Genomic DNA, 17,944 nt, shown 5'->3' on the forward strand with positions numbered 1-17,944 from the left:
AATCCCGCATGACCGCCGGAAAAGTAGTAGTCGTTGGCTCGCTCAACGCTGACCTGACCGTCCGCACCGACCGTTTCCCCTCCCCCGGCGAAACACTGGGCGGCTCGGAACTGGTCATTGTCCCCGGAGGCAAAAGCGCAAATCAGGCCGCCGCGGCTGCCGTCCTGGGTGCCGAAGTACGGCTCTTCGGAGCCGTAGGCGCGGACGGGCACGGCGACCTGCTGGTCAAGGCGGCGTCCGACGCCGGTGTGGACGCCTCGCGGGTCCTGCGCCGCCCGGAGACCGCCACGGGCACAGCCATGATTGTGGTGGATGCTGCCGGGGAGAACACCATCATCGTTTCCCCCGGCGCCAACGGAACGCTCGGCCGTGCCGAACTTCCGGCTGACCTGTTTGACGACGCAGCCGTGCTCTGCCTGAGCCTTGAGGTTCCGCTGGAGACGGTGACCGCCGCTGCAAAGGCAGGGCACGACGCCGGTGTCACCGTGCTGCTGAACCTCTCGCCTTACCGTGAGGTTCCCGCCGAACTGCTGGCACTCACCGATGTGCTGCTGGTCAACGCGCACGAGGCCGCCCAGGTCAGCGGCGTATCCGACCCTGCCGGAAACTGGGAGACCGTCATCGATGCCTTCGCCGGCATGGGCGTCGACCGGGCCGTCATCACGCTGGGCGGGGACGGCGCCGTCGTGCTGGACGGCACGGCGTCCGGTGAGGAGCGCATTGTGCAGGTGGCTCCAACCCGGGTGAGCGCGGTGGACACCACTGGCTGCGGCGATGCGTTCACGGCGGCCACCGCTGCCCGGCTCGCGGCCGGCGACGCGCTGCCTGCCGCTGCGGTTTTTGCCGCCCAGGCCGGTGCGCTTGCTGCCACGCTTCCGGGTGCGCAGTCCTCCTACTCGGCGCTGGCTGCCCTCGCCGGATAACCTGCCGCCTGCTGGGACGCAGGCACTGCGCTGGGAGGGCTGTCAGCGCATGCCCTCCCAGCGGAGGGCGGTGGTGCGCGGTTCTCCCGCGGGGCCGGCGTAATACAACGGAAGAGGGGAACCGGTTACCGGTTCCCCTCTTCTGTTTCCTGCCAGGGACTAGTTTCCCTGCATGGGACTAGTCGAACGTGGGGTACTCGGTGCGGCTGCGCTTGATTTCGAAGAACGCGGGGTTCGAGGCCAGGAGGACGGCGCCGTCGAACATCTTGCCGGCTTCTTCACCGCGCGGAATACGGGTGAGCACCGGGCCGAAGAACGCTGTTCCGTTGAAGGCCACCACCGGGGTCCCGACCTCGTCGCCCACCTTGTCGATCGCTTCCTGGTGCGAGGCACGAAGCTCGGTGTCGTATTTGTCCACCGCAGCGAAGTCGGCGAGGGAAGCTGGGAGGTCCACCTCGGCGAGCGATTCGGCGATCACCTGGCCGTAGTCCTTGATGCCCCGCTCGTGGATCCTGGTGCCCATCGCATCGTAGAGCTTCTTGATGTATTCGCGCCCGTGGAGTTCGGAGGCAGCAGTGATCACCCGGACCGGGCCCCACGCTTTGTCCATCATCTCCCGGTAGTCCTCCGGCAGTTCGCGTCCCTCATTGAGGACGGCCAGGCTCATTACATGCCAGCTGGTCTGTACATCGCGGACCTTCTCAACCTCGCCCATCCAACGGGAGGTGACCCAGGCGAATGGGCAGGCCGGGTCGAACCAGAAATCGGCTGTTGCGGTGGTTTCAGGCACAGGGTTACTCCTTGGCGCGGTTGGTCGTCTAGACAGAGTCAGGCGGACTTGTTCCGCCGCTTGGTGATCACGTCGTGCGAGATCAGGGTCGGTTCGGCCTTCTCGGTGACCGCTTCACGGCCAATCACCACGCGGGCCACGTCCTCGCGGCTCGGCAGATCGAACATCACCGGCAGGAGAACTTCTTCAAGGATGGCACGCAGGCCACGCGCACCTGTGCCGCGTTCGAGTGCCTGGTCTGCGATGGCCTCCAGCGCGCCGGTTTCCAGGACCAGCTCCACGCCGTCCAGCTGGAACATCTTCTGGTACTGCTTGACCAGCGCGTTCTTGGGCTCCGTGAGGATTTGGATCAGCGCGCCGCGGTCCAGATTGGAGACGGTGGTAATGACGGGCAGGCGTCCAATGAATTCGGGGATGAGCCCAAACTTCAGCAGGTCCTCCGGCATAACCTCGGCGTAGGAATCCGTGCCCTTGCTGTTCTCGTTCAGCGGTGCACCGAAACCAATGCCCTTCCGCCCGGAACGCGAGCCGATGATCTCTTCCAAGCCCGCAAAGGCGCCGGCAACGATGAAGAGCACGTTGGTGGTATCGATCTGGATGAATTCCTGGTGCGGGTGCTTGCGGCCGCCCTGCGGGGGAACCGAGGCCACGGTCCCTTCCAGGATTTTCAGCAGCGCCTGCTGCACGCCCTCGCCGGAGACATCCCGGGTGATCGAGGGGTTCTCGCTCTTACGTGAGATCTTGTCGATCTCATCGATGTAGATGATGCCCTGCTCGGCCTTCTTGACGTCATAGTCGGCGGCCTGGATGAGCTTGAGCAGGATGTTCTCGACGTCCTCACCGACATAGCCTGCTTCGGTCAGCGCGGTGGCATCGGCGACGGCGAACGGCACGTTAAGGCGGCGGGCCAGGGTCTGGGCAAGGTACGTCTTGCCGCAGCCGGTTGGGCCGATCAGCAGGATGTTCGACTTGCCGATCTCGACGTCTTCGGCGCCCACCGTGTCCGTGAGGCTGCCGGGCGTACGGGACGCATGGCCGGACTGGATGCGCTTGTAGTGGTTGTAGACGGCGACGGCGAGGGAACGCTTGGCCGGTTCCTGGCCAATGACGTATTCCTGCAGTGAATCGAAGATTTCCCGCGGCTTGGGCAGGACGAAGGAATCGCCCTCGGCTACCTCGGAGAGTTCTTCCTCGATGATCTCGTTGCAGAGCTCGATGCACTCATCGCAGATGTAGACCCCGGGACCGGCAATGAGCTTGCGTACCTGTTTCTGGCTCTTTCCGCAGAAAGAGCACTTAAGCAGATCCGCGCTCTCACCAATGCGAGCCATAATTCAGTCCCCTTTAGATGGTCCTTCGTCAGCGGTTGCCTTATCGAAGGAAAAGCGTGATCGAAGGAAAAGCGTGACAGTCAACCATGTTCCACTCTAGGACACTTGGAAGAGGTAATCAGCAACCAAGAAGCCCGTGGTGCGGATTTTTCCGCTCCACGGGCTCCTTTCGCACGGTCGGTTCCGGGCGCTCCCGCCGGCAAGCCGGCGGATGGGCCGGTACTGCTAGCCCTTGTTGATTGCGGGTGTCTTGATCTTGCGGGAGTCCAGGACCTGGTCGATCAGGCCGTATTCCAGGGCGGACTGAGCGGTCAGGATCTTGTCGCGCTCGATATCCCGGTTGACTTCCTCCGACGTCTTGTTCGAGTGCAGTGCCAGGGTGTCTTCCAGCCAGGTGCGCATACGCATGACCTCGGCAGCCTGGATCTCCAGGTCAGAGGCCTGCCCGCGCTCTCCGCCGCCAAGCGCAGGCTGGTGGATGAGCACACGGGCGTTCGGCAGGGCCAGGCGCTTGCCGGGGGTACCTGCGGCGAGCAGGACGGCGGCAGCGCTGGCTGCCTGTCCCAGGCAGACGGTCTGGATTTCCGGACGAATGTACTGCATGGTGTCGTAGATGGCCGTCATGGCCGTGAACGATCCGCCGGGAGAGTTGATGTACAGCGTGATGTCGCGGTCCGGATCCGTGGATTCCAGGACCAGGAGCTGGGCCATAACGTCATCAGCCGAGGCGTCGTCAACCTGGACGCCCAGGAAGATGATGCGGTCCTCGAACAGCTTGGTGTAAGGGTCCTGGCGCTTGAAGCCGTACGGCGTGCGCTCTTCGAACTGCGGCAGGACGTAGCGGCTGGTCGGCATCTGCGGCGCCGCGCTGCCCGGTGTTCCGAAATTGTGGTTCATTGCTTTACTCCTGAAGTCTGTGATGCGCTGGCCGGTTATGGCAGGTCGTCCCTGCCCGCTGGCCTAGTCCTGGTTGGTTCCGCCGCCGCCGGTAACGCCGCCGGCGTGGGCAGAGATCTTGTCGAAGAAGCCGTAGGCGAGGCCTTCTTCTGCGGTGAACCACTTGTCGCGGTCGTTGTCCTTCAGGATCGTCTCCACGCTCTGGCCGGTCTGCTCGGCGGTGAGCTCGGCCATAACCTGCTTCATGTGCAGGATCAGCTCGGCCTGGATACGGATGTCGGAGGCTGTGCCGCCGATGCCGCCGGAGGGCTGGTGCATCAGGATACGGGCGTGCGGGGTGGCGTAGCGCTTGCCCTTGGTCCCGGAGGAGAGCAGGAACTGTCCCATGGAAGCCGCCAGTCCGGTGGCCACGGTCACGACATCGTTCGGAATGAACTGCATGGTGTCGTAGATGGCCATGCCAGCGGTCACGGAGCCGCCGGGAGAGTTGATGTAGAGGAAGATGTCCTTGTCCGGGTCTTCCGCGGAGAGGAGCAGGAGCTGGGAGCAGATGGCATTGGCGTTGTCGTCCCGGACTTCCGAGCCGAGCCAAATGATCCGTTCCTTCAGCAGCCGGTTGTAGATGTAATCATCCCGGCTGGCCGGGTCCACAGTAGCCATAGTGGGTGTGCTGGGTGCATTTGCCATACTGAGTGACCTCTCGCTCTGGCGGTAAGGGATCCGCTGGATACACCGGACCGGCCTCCGCCGTTTATCTCTCCTTGGACACTAACCTCTCCGGCCCGTCTTTTGCTCCCGTTACGCGCGCTGTTCGCTGACGGCGCACGGTGGGCTGCGCGGGCGGAGGGCTGCGGCGGCACGGCTCCGGCCTGCGGTTTAAAGCAGCCTGACGGTTAAAGAGAAAGCGCCGCAACCGAATGGCTGCGGCGCTTAGTGCCCGGACAAGCCGGGCAGGAAAAAGCTAGGCCTTGTCCTCGGAGGTCTCTTCGGTGGCCTCGTCTGCGGATTCAGCAACGTCTGCTGCATCTTCGCCTTCGGGGCGAACGAATGCGGACAGGTCGACCGCGGCACCGGTGGTGTCGGTGACCTTGGCAAGCTCCAGGACCTTGGCGAGGGCCTTGCGGCGGCGGACTTCGCCCACCATCATCGGGACCTGGCCACCCTGGTCAATCAGCTGGGCGAACTGGTTCGGGTCCATGCCGTACTGGCTGGCCATCGAGACGATGTAGTCGATGAGCTCATTCTGGTTGACCCCGACCTCTTCCTTGTCCGCCACGGCGTCCAGGATGATTTCGTTCTTGAAGGCCTGCTCGGTGTTGGTGCGGATTTCGGCGCGGTGTTCTTCCGTGTCGTGGTCTTCGCCGGCCGTGTGGGCAGACTCGGAGTTGAAGTGCTGCTCAAGCTGCTCTTCGACAACGGATTCCGGAACCGGAACCTCGACCATTTCCAGCAGCTTGTCCAGGACCTTGTCGCGGGCTTCGACGCCCTGCTCCATGACCTTGGATTCGGCGGCGCGCTTGGACAGGTCTTCGCGGAGTTCGGCGATGGTGTCGAACTCGCTGGCCAGCTGGGCGAAATCATCGTTGGCCTCGGGCAGCTCGCGCACCTTGACAGCCTTGACGGTGACGGTGACTTCAGCGTCGGCGCCTGCGTGCTCGCCGCCGGCCAGCTTGGTGTTGAACGTTGCGGATTCGTCCACGGACAGACCGGTTACTGCTTCGTCCATGCCTTCGAGCATGGTGCCTGCACCAACCTGGTAGGACAGGTCAGCGGCCGAATCGACCTCTTCGCCGTCGACCTTGGCAACCAGGTCCATGGTCAGGAAGTCGTCGTTGGCAGCGGGGCGGTCAACGGACTTCAGCGTGCCGAAGCGGCCGCGCAGTTCATCCAATGCCTTCTCGATGTCGGCATCGCCGGCTTCGGCGGGCTCAACGGTGACCTCAATGCCGGAGTAATCCGGGAGCTCGATCTCGGGGCGGATATCCAGCTCGACGTTGAAGACCAGCTGCCCTTCATCGGAAGTGGGATCGGGAACTTCGCTGATTTCAACCTCGGGGCGGCTGAGCGGGCGGATGCCCGTTTCCTGGACCGCTGCCTGGTAGAAGCCGTTCAGCCCATCGTTGATGGCGGTTTCGAGGACGTAGCCGCGGCCAACGCGCTGGTCGATGAGCTTGTTGGGGACCTTGCCCTTGCGGAAGCCCGGAACCTGCACCTGGGTGGCGATGGTCTTGTAGGCCTCTTCGATGCTCGGCTTCAGTTCCTCAAGCGGAACTTCAACGTTGAGCTTTACCCGCGTGGGTGTGAGGTTTTCTACAGCGCTCTTCACAGCGTTAGTTCTCCTGAGGGGTCTGGGATTGGTCTGCACCGTCGTTATACAGAGTCGGGGTGACAGGATTTGAACCTGCGACTTCCTGCTCCCAAAGCAGGCGCTCTTCCAAGCTGAGCTACACCCCGTCAGTGCACCTGACAGCCTACCGGCATTACAAGTCCGATGCACAATTCGGGGATGCAGAACCCTTGCCTTCGTTAGGGAAGCCACCGATTATTCATCCGCCGAAAAGCCGTGCTAAGGTAAATTCTGCCTTACGGCGCCGGGGATGTAGCTCAATGGTAGAGCCTCAGTCTTCCAAACTGATTACGCGGGTTCGATTCCCGTCATCCCCTCCACCAAAGAAACACCAAAAGAGGTCCCGGTCCACCGGTTCGAGTACAGCTCGAAGGGTGCACCAGGGGCCTTTTTCTTTGCCGTCCCAGCCTACGTCTGCTGGCAGGACGGGCACCAGTAGAGTTTCCGCGCAGCCATCTCGGTCATGGCCACTTCCGTGCCGCACCGCCGGCACGGGAGTCCCTGCCGCTTGTACACATAGTGTGCCTCGCTCACGGGGACGGGTATCGACGCATCAACGCGGTGTTCCGGAAGCGTCGTAATAATCCGTCCTGCGGCCACGCCGTCGGCCATCACACCCGCAATATCGTTCCACAACCCCAGTGCCTCTTCTTGGGTGATGCTCCGCGCCAGCCGCCATGGTGAGATCAGCCGGCGGAAAAGTACTTCGGCGCGGTAGACGTTACCAACGCCGGCGAGGACTTCCTGATTCATAAGCAGCAGGCCGATAGGAGTTCTCCGCGCGGAGAGACGCCGGACGAATTCCCGCGGGTCGGCCCGCGGCTGCAGCGGATCCGGTCCCAGCTTTTCCAGGACCCTACGCTGTTCCTCGGGCGTAAGAACTTCACAGGCTGTCGGTCCGCGGAGGTCCGCCCAACCGTGGTCCGAGGTGAGGCGGACGCGAACCGCACCCTTGGGCGGCGGCGGACCCGCGTACGCGGGCTCCCCGCCGTCGTCGGCTATCTCCCGCTCCCCCACCCGGCGCGGGGCGCCAATGCTGGAAGACCTGCGGAACGTCTCGTCTCCTCCGAAGTCGAAGGCTCCATAGAGCCCGAGGTGGATTCGCAGGAAAAGTTCGTTGTCGAATTCCAGGAATAGCTGCTTCCCGTGGGCCTCAGCCGCAATCAAGGCCTGTCCGTCCAGCCGCGCTGCGCCGGCGGCGAACCTGCCCTGGGGGCTGGAAACAGAGAGCTGCTGCCCGGCAAACACCGAAGTGAATTGCCGGGCAAGGCGGTGGATCGAGTGGCCTTCGGGCATTAGTTGGCGGCGATGCTGCCGGTGACCTCGTACTCGGCAATCTGGCCAATGCGGCGGATGTGGCGCTCGGCGTCGCTGAAGGGTTCTTCCAGGAAGGCGTCAATGATGCCCGTTGCCTCGGCGAGAGAATGCTGGCGTCCGCCTACCGCTACGACGTTGGCGTCATTGTGCTGGCGTGCCAGGCGTGCCGTGTCCAGGTTCCAGGCCAGTGCGGCGCGGACACCGCGCACCTTGTTGGCGGCAATCTGTTCGCCGTTGCCCGAACCGCCCAGCACGATCCCCAAAGCGCAGATCCCCGATTCCTGATCCACGACGACGGCGGTGGCCGCATTGATGCAGAAGGCCGGGTAATCATCTTCGGCGTCGTATTCCTGGGGCCCGTGGTCTACGACGTCGTAGCCCTTTGCGGCGAGGTGCTCCTGCAGGTGGGCCGACAGCTCAAGGCCGGCATGGTCGGTGGCGATGTGGACGCGCATGGATTTCCGTTCATTGGAATGTTTGTGGAGGCACTGCCAGGTCAAGCGTAACTATTTTGCCGCTGCAGCACCCAAATCGGTAACGCTTCCTCAATGACTGCCGATAGCAGAGGGTGCAGGTAGTTTCGCCGGGAACGGGCCTCGCCCGTCGGCAGGTCCGGCATTGGAGGGTTCCCGGCGAAACTACGTCCCAGCCACGGACCCGGATTTAACACGCTATGCAAGGACCGCCATGAAAACCGGAAAACTCACCCTTCTTGCAACCTTGGTGGTTGCCCTCGTTTTCGGCGGGGTGGTACCTCCGGCCGCTGCGGTTGAGGGGCCGGTGCCCGGTGAGACCGTCCCCACGGAAAGCGCTGCCCCCGTCGCTGGTGGGGACAGCACGATTCCCGCATTGACGGCCCCCCAGGATGAAATGAGACCTGGAGTTTCCGCATCGACAGGTGAAGAGCCTCGGGACGATCCCGCCCCAGAGCCGGGGGACGCCGACAGTCCCGACACAGAGGACGAGGGATTCGACCCTGTCATCGGTGGAGGCTTCCCAGTTCCCGGTCCCAATACTCCCCTGGTGACCGAGCCCGACGGAACCGTCCGGTCCGCCGTTGAGACCGACATTTCGGCTATGCATGACCAGGGTACGGCGGAGGCATTCAACTCCCCGACTGGAGGTGCCGCCAGGAGCGGAGCGGCAGCCGCTAGCGGAACTATTAAGGTCACGCTGGTATATGCGACCTTGACTGACAACCGCAGCGGTGTCGACCAAGACGCAGCGTGGCACTCCATCTTGGCCGCCGACAGCTACTGGCGGTCTTCCTCCAACGGCCGACTCGGAATGTCGATTGCATCGGCTTTCCCCTTTCACACCAGCGCTAACTCTGGCATGGACTATGCAGCCATGATGAACCAGATAAAGAAGGACCTCGGATGGCGGGACAGTGCCTACAAGGCACTAGTGGTCTATGTCCCAGCTGCAGACCTGAAAAGCGGCGGATATGGCGGCATACTCGGCGGCGGATGGACGACCGGCGGCGTTGGCGGCAGTGTCTTGATGCCACGGCCGTCCGCTTTCTCGAAAAACGTGGTGACGCACGAACTTGGCCATGTGCTTGGACTTCTTCATGCCAATAGCCTCAAGTGCAACAACGGACGCTCCGACATTTGGATTGGAGCCAACGGGAGGTGGGCCGATGGCCAGTGCACCTCGCGTGAATACGGCGATACCTCGGACCTGATGGGATACGCCCAATACAACCTTCCGGTCATTAACTCCTTTTTTTGGGATTCAAGAGCCTTCGGACGAGGCGATGAAATTTTTAACGCCGGAACAGCCGGACAATCAGCCACCTACACCCTGCGGGCTTGGGCTGGGTCAGCAGCGAACCGTGCCGTGAAATTCAGGGACACCTCGGGCGAAACCTACTATCTTGAGCTAAGGCTTCCCGTTGGCTACGACACAGCCACGTCAGTCGGCGGCAACCGCGGAGTGAAAATACTAAAAGCCGATTTGGCTAACAACTGGGCGCTAAATTCCCTTGTGGTAGCGCCGAATACTAGGGACTTTGCTGGGTACACGAATGCCAACAGTACGTGGCAGGCAGGTCAAACATTCACGGCCCACACAGGCACAACCGTCAGGATCAACTCGATCAATGCCGAGTCTGCCTCGATTACCATCACCGGAGGGGCTGTCGCACGTGCGATCGCACCTATCTCGGAAATGCGAGCAGCGCATCCTGAGCTCGGGGCAGCCACGTCCCAAGTGACAGGAGGCATACGAGACGGCGGCGCCTATCAGAATTTCCAGAACGGAGTCATACTCTGGTCTCCAGCGACGGGGGCACGAATCTCGATGGGAGCCATCCGGGCATTTTATGGAACCCTTGGATTCCAGGAGGGATTTCTCGGCTATCCCATCGCCAACGAGTATGGGTCGGCGGGGGGCGCGATTCAGGACTACCAGTACGGAAAAATAATCTGGTCGCCCTCTACAGGCTCAAGTTACGTGCTCGGAGCCATCGGTAATGCCTACATGGCTAAGGGCGGCCCAGCCGGGTCATTGGGATTTCCGACCGGAAACGAGTGGCCTCTTGGCAACCGAGGCGGCGTCGTGCAATCTTTCCAGCGAGGAGCCATCTATTGGACTCCCACAACAGGGGCCCACATAGTGGGGGGAGCAATTCAGACCTATTACGGTACTCAGGGCTATGAAGCAGGTTTTCTGGGTTTCCCAACCTCAAATGAGACTCACGGCGGCGGCGGAGCATTCCAGACGTTCGAAGGTGGAACCGTCACATGGTCGCCAAGCACGGGACCACTTCACCTTTATCGGGGAATGGCAACGGCCTTTGTGAGACACGGAGGTGCTACGGGTCCACTGGGATTCCCAACCGGCTTGGAAACCAGCCTGGCCAGCCAATCCGGTGCAGTCCAGCCGTTTCAGAATGGGGCCCTGTACTGGTCGGCCCCGACAGGGGCTGTTCCCGTGCTAAACGGCGGCGTCCGTGACGCGTACAACAGGGCTGGCGCTGCCGCCGGTTTCTTGGGGTATCCGCTTAGTGGCACCATCAACGAAAGCGGAAAACAGACTCAGGTATTCCAGGGAGGACGCGTCTCTTGGACTAATGCGTCCGGAGCCCGATTTGTATACGCCGGGATGGAAGCCGGATACGCACGATCGGGCGGACCTGCAGGACCGCTGGGATACCCAACTGGAAACGAAACTTCTTCTGCTCGAGGCGGCGCAACCCAAGCCTTCGAAAACGGCATCCTGTACTGGTCCCCTGGTATCGGAAGCTACGCAGTTATACGGGGTCCTCTACTCGATAGCTACCGCAACATAAATGCCGAAAAGGGAGGACTGGGATACCCCACAGGAAACCCCGTTACAGTCGGCCGAGGAAGTATCCAAGCGTTTGAGAAGGGCCGAATAGCCTCGTCTGGTTCCTCCGGCGCGTGGCTCCTTTTCGGAGCGATCGATGGAGCGTATTCCGCAGCGGGCGGCCCATCAGGACCCTTTGGGTTCCCTACGGGCGATGAAGTCTCTCTGCCCGGACAAGGAGTCAAACAGGCTTTTCAGCACGGCTCGATGTATTGGTCAGCAAATACCGGGGCTCGATTTGTTGGGGGTGCAGTGGGAACACTCTACGACGGACTGAAGGGAGAACGTGGATATCTCGGTTATCCAACGACGAATGAACGCAGACAGGCCGGAGGCGTTATTCAAGACTTCCAGGGCGGGTCTGTCCTGTGGTCTCCAACGTCAGGAGCCCTTCCTGTTCACGGGGCAGTGCGTAGCACTTACCTAGCAGCAGGGGCCGCCGAGGGACGCCTCGGGTTTCCGCTCGCGGCGGAGAAATCCACAGGCCCAGGCACCGCTTCCCAACAATTTCAGGGTGGCCGCATCGATTGGTCGGCTGCTGTTGGGACGACCATTATTTGGCGCTAACTGAGCTACTGGCGAGTTTCACATCCGTCCGGAACTGTTCTTCCCCCCGCTCCTACTTGGCAGAACGGGCCCAAGTGCGAGAATGTTGCAGTTATTCACTTGACGCCTGCCGGTTCCAAAGAACCCGGCGGCAGCACTCTCCACTTCGAAAGGCTCTACCTTGCCAGGTATGAATCTCACCCGCGCTGAAGCGCGTGAACGGGCAGAACTGATCGATGTCGAGTCTTACGACATCAATTTGGACCTGACCCGCGGCGACGAGGTCTTCGGGAGCACCACTGTTGTGCGCTTCAGCGCCGAGGCAGGGGCCTCCACCTTCATTGACGCAGTCACCGCAAAGGTCCACCGGATCACGCTCAACGGCGTCGGGCTGGACCCGGCTGCCGTTTCGGACGGCGTGCGCATCCAGCTGCCCAACCTGGCTGCCTCCAACGAGCTTGTGGTCGAGGCCGACGCGTTCTATATGAACACCGGCGAAGGCCTGCACCGCTTCGTGGACCCCGTGGACAACGAGGTCTACCTCTACTCGCAGTTCGAGGTCCCGGATTCGCGGCGGATGTTCTCCGTTTTTGAACAGCCCGATCTCAAGGCCGGCTTCCGGTTCACCGTCACGGCTCCGGCGCATTGGGACGTCATCTCCAACTCCCCCACCCCGGAGCCGGTCCCGGCCGACGCCGCAGACACCGAGCAGCCGCGCGCGACGTGGTCCTTTGACCCGACACCGCGGATCTCCTCCTACATCACTGCGCTGATCGCCGGCCCTTACCAATCGGTCCGGTCCGAGCTCACCAGCTCCGACGGGCGGACGGTCCCCCTTGGTGTCTTCGCCCGCCGGTCCCTGATGGAATATCTCGACGCCGAGAACATTTTTGAACTGACCCGGCAGGGATTCGCCTTCTACGAAGCCCAGTTCGGCACGCCGTACCCCTTCGAGAAGTACGACCAGCTGTTCGTCCCGGAGTTCAACGCCGGTGCCATGGAGAACGCCGGGGCTGTGACCTTCCTCGAAAGCTACGTCTTCCGCTCCCGTGTCCCCGATGCCACGGTTGAACGCCGCGCCATTACGGTGCTCCACGAACTGGCCCACATGTGGTTCGGCGATCTGGTGACCATGCGCTGGTGGAACGATCTGTGGCTCAACGAGTCCTTCGCCGAGTTCATGTCTGCCCTCGCCGCTGCTGAGGCCACCGAGTTCAAGCAGGCGTGGACCACGTTCGCGTCGATGGAAAAGGCCTGGGCCTACCGCCAGGACCAGCTGCCCACCACGCACCCGATCGTCGCCGAAATCCGCGACCTCGAGGATGTCCAGGTCAACTTCGACGGCATCACCTATGCCAAGGGCGCCTCGGTGCTGAAGCAGCTGGTGGCTTGGGTGGGCCAGGACAAATTCATGCAGGGCGTCCGCGAGTACTTCGGCAAGCATTCCTGGAGCAACACTGAGCTCTCGGACCTGCTCTCCGAACTCGAGACTGCCAGCGGACGCGACCTCACCGAGTGGTCGGCGAAGTGGCTCGAGACAGCGGGTGTGAACACCCTGCGTCCCGTGCTGGAAGTGGACGACGACGGCGTCATCGCGTCATTCGCTATCCACCAGACCGCTATTGCCGAGTACCCGACGCTGCGCCCGCACCGGCTCGCCATCGGGTTCTACGACACCGATGAAAACGGCAAGCTGCGCCGCAGCCACCGCGTTGAACTCGACGTCGACGGCGAACGCACAGAGGTGCCGGAACTGGCTGGACGGACCCGGCCGGACCTGATCCTCTTGAACGACGACGATCTGGCGTACGCCAAAATCCGGCTCGACGACGCCTCCTGGCACCTGGCCACGCGCCGCCTCCGGGACATCGCCGATTCCCTGCCCCGCACCCTGGTGTGGGCCTCGGCCTGGGATGCCGCACGCGACGGGGAAATCCCGGCCCGCAACTACGTTGAACTGGTCCTGCAAAACATCGCCTCGGAATCGGATTCCTCGGTGGTACAGGTCCTGCTGCGCCAGCTGGCGACCACCCTCACGTTCTATGTGGCTCCGCTGGACCGGCAGGCCATGACTGCTGCGGCCGCGGACAGCCTGTGGGACCTCAGCCGCGAAGCAGCCCCGGGATCGGATTCGCAGCTTCAGTTCGTCAAGGCCTTCGCCTCCCACGCCGAGACCGCCGAGCAGATGGCTACCGTTGCCTCTCTCTTCTCCGGCGAGGTCACCTTGGAAGGACTGGAAGTCGACTCCGACCTCCGTTGGGAGCTGCTCTCTGCCCTGGTGGCCGGGGGGCTGATGGGTGAACCTGCCATCGCCGCTGAGCTCGACCGCGATGCCACTGCCACGGGCCAGCTTGCGGCCGCAGCGGCCCGCGCGGCCCTGCCCACAGCTGAATCGAAGGCAGCAGCATGGGAGGCCATCGTCGAGCGCTCTGACCTGCCCAACGCCGCTCAGCGCGCAGCGATCGGCGGGTTCAGCAGGGTTCATGACACTTCCCTCCTGGAACCGTACGCCGACCGCTACTTCGATTCGATCAGGGATGTCTGGGCCAGCCGCACCCACGAGATTGCCCAGCAGATCGTCGTCGGGCTGTACCCGTCCCGGCTGACGACGCAGGACACAGTGGACCGGACAGATGCCTTCCTCGCCTCGCTGGGAGATGAGGCTCCGGCACTGCGCCGGCTGCTGCTGGAAAGCCGCGATGGCGTTGTCCGGGCGCTAAAAGCCCAGGCCGCGGACCACTAGGCTCCGGCCGCGTACTGAGGGAGGGATCCTTGCCTGTCCCGGGCAAGGATCCCTCCCTTTGGTTTAGAGCTGTAGTTTGGAGCTGTGAATCTCTCTGAACACCGCTACGGTGTCTCCCTCGAATGGACCGGCAACCGCGGCACAGGCACCCAGACTTACCGGGGCTACGGCCGCGATCACGTGCTCCGCGCCCCGGGGCTGCCTGACCTGGCCGGAACCGCGGATCCCACGTTCCACGGCGACAAAGACCGGTGGAACCCGGAGCAGCTTCTGCTGTCGGCGCTCTCCCAGTGCCACATGCTCTCCTACCTGCACGTGGCGGTGAAGAACGGGATCAGTGTGGTCTCCTATGCGGACGACGCCGAGGGGACCCTGCGGCTGAACCGCGACGGCAGCGGTGAGTTCACGTCCGTATTGCTGCGCCCGCGGATCCGGATTGGCTCCGGAGACCCTGCGCTGGCGAATTCCCTGCACGATGAAGCGCACCGGGTGTGTTTCATCGCCCGCAGCGTGAATTTCCCCGTCCGGCACGAGGGCTCAATCCTGCCCTAGCCGGCAACAGGTAATCTGGAAACTACACCTCCCCGATCCAGAAGGACGTTCCGCACCTGTGCATTTTCCGGCCACTACAGATACTGCGACCATCGAAATGACCGAGTTTGATTTCTCCGGACTCCTCGAAGCCGGGATTATCGTGCTGGTCGGCCTCGTCATCTGGCTGGTCGCCCGCTACCTGATTTCCAAGGTCGTTGCCCGGGCACAGAAAGGATCGGCGCTGTTCCGGGAGGGCAGGCTCCGCTGGGCCCAGCCCGTGATGCGGAATCTTGATAGCAAGCGGCGGGCCCAGCGTGCGGACACCATCGGTGCCATGCTGCGCAGTTCCGTCAGCGTGGCAATCTGGACCATCGTCGTCATCATGGTTCTCGGGGCCGTCGGTATCGACATCGCACCGCTGCTGGCCAGCGTGGGAATCGTCGGCATCGCCCTCGGCTTCGGGGCGCGTGAACTCATCCGCGACGCGCTGGCCGGGCTCTTCATCACCATCGAAGACCAGTACGGGATCGGGGACGTCATCGAAGTGGGCGGCACCACCGGAACCGTCCAGTCTGTGGGTATCCGCATCACCCGGCTCGTGGACGAGCGTGGAGTGATCTGGTACATCCGCAACGGCGAGTTCGCCCAGGTAGGCAACCGTTCGCAGGGACGATTCTTGGAAGCGGACCCTGCCGACGCAGGCCCCGCTGAAACGGCCGAAACGGCCCGGGAAGAAGGAACGAAATGACCGAACAGCCTCAGCAACCGGCCACCCTGCCCCTCACGGCGGCCAACCCAGGCACCGGGTTTTCCCAGCCGGAGTACAACTTCTATGACGCCGTCGGCGGTCATAACACCTTCGTAAAGCTGGTGGATGTGTTTTACGACGGGGTAGCCGGAGACCCGCTGATGCGGCCAATGTACCCTGAGGAAGATCTCGGGCCGGCGAAGGAACGCCTCCTGATGTTCCTGGAGCAGTACTGGGGCGGGCCCAAAACCTACGGAGAGCAGCGCGGCCATCCCCGGCTGCGGATGCGGCACATGCCATTCCAGGTCACCCCTGCAGCACGGGACGCCTGGCTGAAGCACATGCGCACCGCCGTCGACGCCTTGGGGCTTGCTCCCCTGCACGAGGCCACGCTCTGGGACTATCTGGACCGGGCCGCGCACTCGATGGTGAATTCCGCCTAGGCTCCCTCCGAGGGCTTAGAACAGGACCGACGGCGGACGCACCAGGATGTGCCCGCGGTCCGTGGAGAGCCGCAGCCATCGGCCGTTACTGAACAGCGAAGCCGTTCCGCCTTCGGCCGGATCGGCAAGAAAGCCCAGCGTCAGGGCTGCGAAGGCCGCACCGGCCGGCAAGGGCGCTCCCAGACCGGGAATCGTTTCGCTCCAGACCGGCACCCGGACGCTGCTGACGACGGCGGCTCCGGGGTCATCGGGCATCCTGGCCGCCACCTCCCGTATCCCCCGGTGCGCAGCCTGCTCCAGCTCTGCCACGGGCACGTCCGCTTCCCGCTGCCATCCGCTGCGCGGCGCACCGATGCCAGCCCAGCTCTCCGAGACCGTCATGGGCGGTACGGGCAGCTGCGTGTCAGCGTCTTCCATACGGGCCAGCCGGTCTGCCACCGAAGCCAGGGATACCGTCGTGTCCAGTTCCGCCGGTTCAGCCAGGGGCATGGCCCGCATGCCAAGGATCGTGGGCATGCCCTCGCCCAGGATCCTGGGACGCAGGACGCAGACATACGCCGCCAGCGTGGTGCCTACCGCCTGCAGCCGGATCGCGCCGTCGTCGGCACTGCGGGCCCGGGAGACAAAGTTCTTCAGGTCCGCCCGGACCTGCGGGTCGCCCAGTACGAGGTTCTGCGCCTGCATCAGTTCACCGCTTCCTCAGCGGCACGCCGGAAGGGTACCGGTCCGGCCTGCCAGCCCTGGAGGATGTCCCGCTGCCGCGCTGAGAGCGTCAGGGGGCGTCCTGTCTCCCGCCCGACCATCACCATGTCCGCCTCGGCAACGGCGAAGACCGTTTCAGCGTCCGCATCGGTAAGCCGGAAGCCGTAGGCCAGGCTCGATCCGCCGATCCTGCTGACCCAGATCTCAATCCAGACCGGTTCCTGCCGGTAGGTCAACGGCGTGCGGTATTCGATCACCTGCCGTGCCACCAGGGTAGACCCGGACTGTGCCGTTATCGAACGAAAGGTCTCCGCCCTGCCGTCGGCCTCCGCGCCCGGCAGCGGAAGAAGCGACAACCGGACCCGGGCCTCCTCAAGGAACTGGACGTACCGGACATTGTTGACGTGACCGTTGGAGTCCTCGTCGCCAAAGCGCAGCTGGATGGGAAAGCGGTGGATAGCCATGTCCACCATCCTCTCAGGAACGTTCAGGCAAGCACGAAAGCCATGCTCCCGGCTGCTCGTGCGGTGCGTTCCTGTGCGCCCTGGCCAACGGGAGCGCTGCGTTACCGCCGGCACAAATGTTGGCCTGGCCCGCTGGTACGTCTAATCTCAGAGATGGTCCCATCTGAGGGGACCGGCACGAATACCGCCTGATGAAACTGCCTTTGCTAGGAGAGTACGTACCCATGGCACCAGCCGACGACTTTGATCCGACAGCCGCGCTGATCGAACTATTGGATCTGAGTAACGCGGGCGGGGCAAAAACCGATGAAGACATCTTCGTTGGCGGTTCCCAGCATGAGCCGCGCAAACGCGTCTTCGGCGGACAGGTCCTGGGACAATCGCTGGTGGCCGCCGCCCGGACCGTTCCCTCCGACCGGTTGATGCACTCCATGCACGGCTACTTCCTCCGTCCCGGTGACACCGAAGTCCCCATTACCTTCGGAGTCGAGCGGCTCCGCGACGGCCGGTCATTTTCGGCCCGGCGCACGCACGCCTATCAGAACGGCGTACCCATCCTGTCCCTGATTGCGTCCTTCCAGGTCCCCGACGAGGGATTGAATCACCAGGAACCCATGCCGGAGGGCGTCCCCGATCCCGAATCCCTGCCAACGACCGCGGATCTGCTTGCCTCGTTCGATCATCCGGTGGCCAAGGCATGGTCCTATTACCGTCCCATGGACATCCGCCACGTTGACCAGCCTGTGTACTTCCAGGCCGACCCAGACCGTACGGCCCGCAACGCGGTCTGGATGAAGACGTTCGGCCCCATGCCCGATGACCAGAA

Annotated in this window: 16 protein-coding genes and 2 tRNA genes; 8 read left to right on the top strand and 10 right to left on the bottom strand. The window is 63.1% G+C overall.

The features are described 5' to 3' along the window. Positions 1-8: 8 nt before the first annotated feature. On the top strand, positions 9-923 hold the full coding sequence (locus RTN46_RS07935) for a ribokinase (RefSeq protein WP_312180389.1): 915 nt from the start codon (positions 9-11) through the stop codon (positions 921-923). Between the two features lie 178 nt (positions 924-1,101). Here the strand turns inward: RTN46_RS07935 and RTN46_RS07940 are convergent, their stop codons facing one another. The 6 genes from RTN46_RS07940 to RTN46_RS07965 form a co-directional block, all read right to left on the bottom strand. Beyond that, on the bottom strand, positions 1,102-1,713 hold the full coding sequence (locus RTN46_RS07940; protein ID WP_312180390.1) for a disulfide bond formation protein DsbA: 612 nt from the start codon (positions 1,711-1,713) through the stop codon (positions 1,102-1,104). A 38-nt stretch (positions 1,714-1,751) separates the two neighbouring features. Beyond that, positions 1,752-3,044 carry an ATP-dependent Clp protease ATP-binding subunit ClpX gene (clpX, locus tag RTN46_RS07945; protein ID WP_312180391.1) on the bottom strand — a complete coding sequence of 431 codons (1,293 nt, stop codon included), beginning with the start codon at positions 3,042-3,044 and terminating at the stop codon, positions 1,752-1,754. Between the two features lie 225 nt (positions 3,045-3,269). Then, positions 3,270-3,941, bottom strand: coding sequence for an ATP-dependent Clp protease proteolytic subunit (locus RTN46_RS07950; protein WP_312180393.1), 672 nt, complete (start codon positions 3,939-3,941; stop codon positions 3,270-3,272). Positions 3,942-4,004: 63 nt separating this feature from the next. Then, positions 4,005-4,601, bottom strand: a complete 597-nt coding sequence (locus RTN46_RS07955; protein WP_312180409.1) for an ATP-dependent Clp protease proteolytic subunit — start codon at positions 4,599-4,601, stop codon at positions 4,005-4,007. Positions 4,602-4,902: 301 nt separating this feature from the next. Continuing rightward, positions 4,903-6,267, bottom strand: coding sequence for a trigger factor (gene tig / locus RTN46_RS07960; RefSeq protein ID WP_312180395.1), 1,365 nt, complete (start codon positions 6,265-6,267; stop codon positions 4,903-4,905). A gap of 54 nt (positions 6,268-6,321) precedes the next feature. Further along, positions 6,322-6,395, bottom strand: a tRNA-Pro gene (locus RTN46_RS07965). A 139-nt stretch (positions 6,396-6,534) separates the two neighbouring features. Between RTN46_RS07965 and RTN46_RS07970 the strand changes: the two genes are divergently transcribed. Continuing rightward, a tRNA-Gly gene (locus RTN46_RS07970) sits at positions 6,535-6,608 on the top strand. A gap of 88 nt (positions 6,609-6,696) precedes the next feature. Here the strand turns inward: RTN46_RS07970 and RTN46_RS07975 are convergent. Further along, complete coding sequence (locus tag RTN46_RS07975; protein ID WP_312180396.1) at positions 6,697-7,584, bottom strand: DNA-formamidopyrimidine glycosylase family protein; 888 nt, start codon at positions 7,582-7,584, stop codon at positions 6,697-6,699. After that, on the bottom strand, positions 7,584-8,060 hold the full coding sequence (locus tag RTN46_RS07980; RefSeq protein ID WP_312180398.1) for a ribose-5-phosphate isomerase: 477 nt from the start codon (positions 8,058-8,060) through the stop codon (positions 7,584-7,586). Before RTN46_RS07980 ends, RTN46_RS07975 begins: the two co-directional genes overlap by 1 nt. Before the next feature lie 568 nt (positions 8,061-8,628). Here RTN46_RS07980 and RTN46_RS07985 point away from each other — a divergent pair. From RTN46_RS07985 to RTN46_RS08005, 5 genes are all read left to right on the top strand, one after another. After that, complete coding sequence (locus RTN46_RS07985) at positions 8,629-11,505, top strand: hypothetical protein (RefSeq protein ID WP_312180400.1); 2,877 nt, start codon at positions 8,629-8,631, stop codon at positions 11,503-11,505. A gap of 169 nt (positions 11,506-11,674) precedes the next feature. Then, a complete protein-coding gene (gene pepN / locus RTN46_RS07990) occupies positions 11,675-14,227 on the top strand; it encodes an aminopeptidase N (protein ID WP_312180401.1) in 2,553 nt (850 codons plus the stop codon). 84 nt (positions 14,228-14,311) lie between these two features. Continuing rightward, entirely contained in the window at positions 14,312-14,779 is a 468-nt protein-coding gene (locus RTN46_RS07995; protein WP_312180402.1) for an OsmC family protein, read from the top strand. Positions 14,780-14,876: 97 nt separating this feature from the next. Next, positions 14,877-15,509 (top strand): mechanosensitive ion channel domain-containing protein, encoded by a 633-nt coding sequence (locus tag RTN46_RS08000; protein ID WP_312180404.1) that lies wholly within the window; start codon positions 14,877-14,879, stop codon positions 15,507-15,509. Next, a complete protein-coding gene (locus RTN46_RS08005; protein ID WP_312180405.1) occupies positions 15,506-15,952 on the top strand; it encodes a globin in 447 nt (148 codons plus the stop codon). Before RTN46_RS08000 ends, RTN46_RS08005 begins: the two co-directional genes overlap by 4 nt. 15 nt (positions 15,953-15,967) lie before the next feature. Here RTN46_RS08005 and RTN46_RS08010 read toward each other — a convergent pair whose 3' ends face one another. Then, a complete protein-coding gene (locus tag RTN46_RS08010) occupies positions 15,968-16,636 on the bottom strand; it encodes a hypothetical protein (protein WP_312180406.1) in 669 nt (222 codons plus the stop codon). Continuing rightward, the gene (locus tag RTN46_RS08015; protein WP_312180407.1) at positions 16,636-17,118 is read right to left on the bottom strand and encodes a thioesterase family protein; all 483 of its coding nucleotides are present in this window, start codon (positions 17,116-17,118) and stop codon (positions 16,636-16,638) included. The genes RTN46_RS08010 and RTN46_RS08015 overlap by 1 nt, the downstream gene beginning before the upstream one ends. Positions 17,119-17,342: 224 nt before the next feature. Between RTN46_RS08015 and RTN46_RS08020 the strand changes: the two genes are divergently transcribed. Continuing rightward, positions 17,343-17,944, top strand: a 602-nt coding sequence (locus tag RTN46_RS08020) for an acyl-CoA thioesterase domain-containing protein (protein ID WP_312180408.1), incomplete at its 3' end; no start/stop codon positions are given.

It is taken from the genome of Arthrobacter sp. (assembly GCF_031988865.1).
GTDB lineage: Bacteria > Actinomycetota > Actinomycetes > Actinomycetales > Micrococcaceae > Arthrobacter_B.

What these genes read in the sequence shown, in the direction of transcription:
- RTN46_RS07935 (WP_312180389.1), top strand. Translation starts at nt 9, where the DNA reads ATGACCGCCGGAAAAGTAGTAGTCGTTGGCTCGCTCAACGCTGACCTG.
- clpX (WP_312180391.1), bottom strand. Translation starts at nt 3,044, where the DNA reads ATGGCTCGCATTGGTGAGAGCGCGGATCTGCTTAAGTGCTCTTTCTGC.
- RTN46_RS07950 (WP_312180393.1), bottom strand. Translation starts at nt 3,941, where the DNA reads ATGAACCACAATTTCGGAACACCGGGCAGCGCGGCGCCGCAGATGCCG.
- RTN46_RS07955 (WP_312180409.1), bottom strand. Translation starts at nt 4,601, where the DNA reads ATGGCTACTGTGGACCCGGCCAGCCGGGATGATTACATCTACAACCGG.
- RTN46_RS07975 (WP_312180396.1), bottom strand. Translation starts at nt 7,584, where the DNA reads ATGCCCGAAGGCCACTCGATCCACCGCCTTGCCCGGCAATTCACTTCG.
- RTN46_RS07980 (WP_312180398.1), bottom strand. Translation starts at nt 8,060, where the DNA reads ATGCGCGTCCACATCGCCACCGACCATGCCGGCCTTGAGCTGTCGGCC.
- pepN (WP_312180401.1), top strand. Translation starts at nt 11,675, where the DNA reads ATGAATCTCACCCGCGCTGAAGCGCGTGAACGGGCAGAACTGATCGAT.
- RTN46_RS08000 (WP_312180404.1), top strand. Translation starts at nt 14,877, where the DNA reads ATGACCGAGTTTGATTTCTCCGGACTCCTCGAAGCCGGGATTATCGTG.
- RTN46_RS08005 (WP_312180405.1), top strand. Translation starts at nt 15,506, where the DNA reads ATGACCGAACAGCCTCAGCAACCGGCCACCCTGCCCCTCACGGCGGCC.
- RTN46_RS08010 (WP_312180406.1), bottom strand. Translation starts at nt 16,636, where the DNA reads ATGCAGGCGCAGAACCTCGTACTGGGCGACCCGCAGGTCCGGGCGGAC.
- RTN46_RS08015 (WP_312180407.1), bottom strand. Translation starts at nt 17,118, where the DNA reads ATGGCTATCCACCGCTTTCCCATCCAGCTGCGCTTTGGCGACGAGGAC.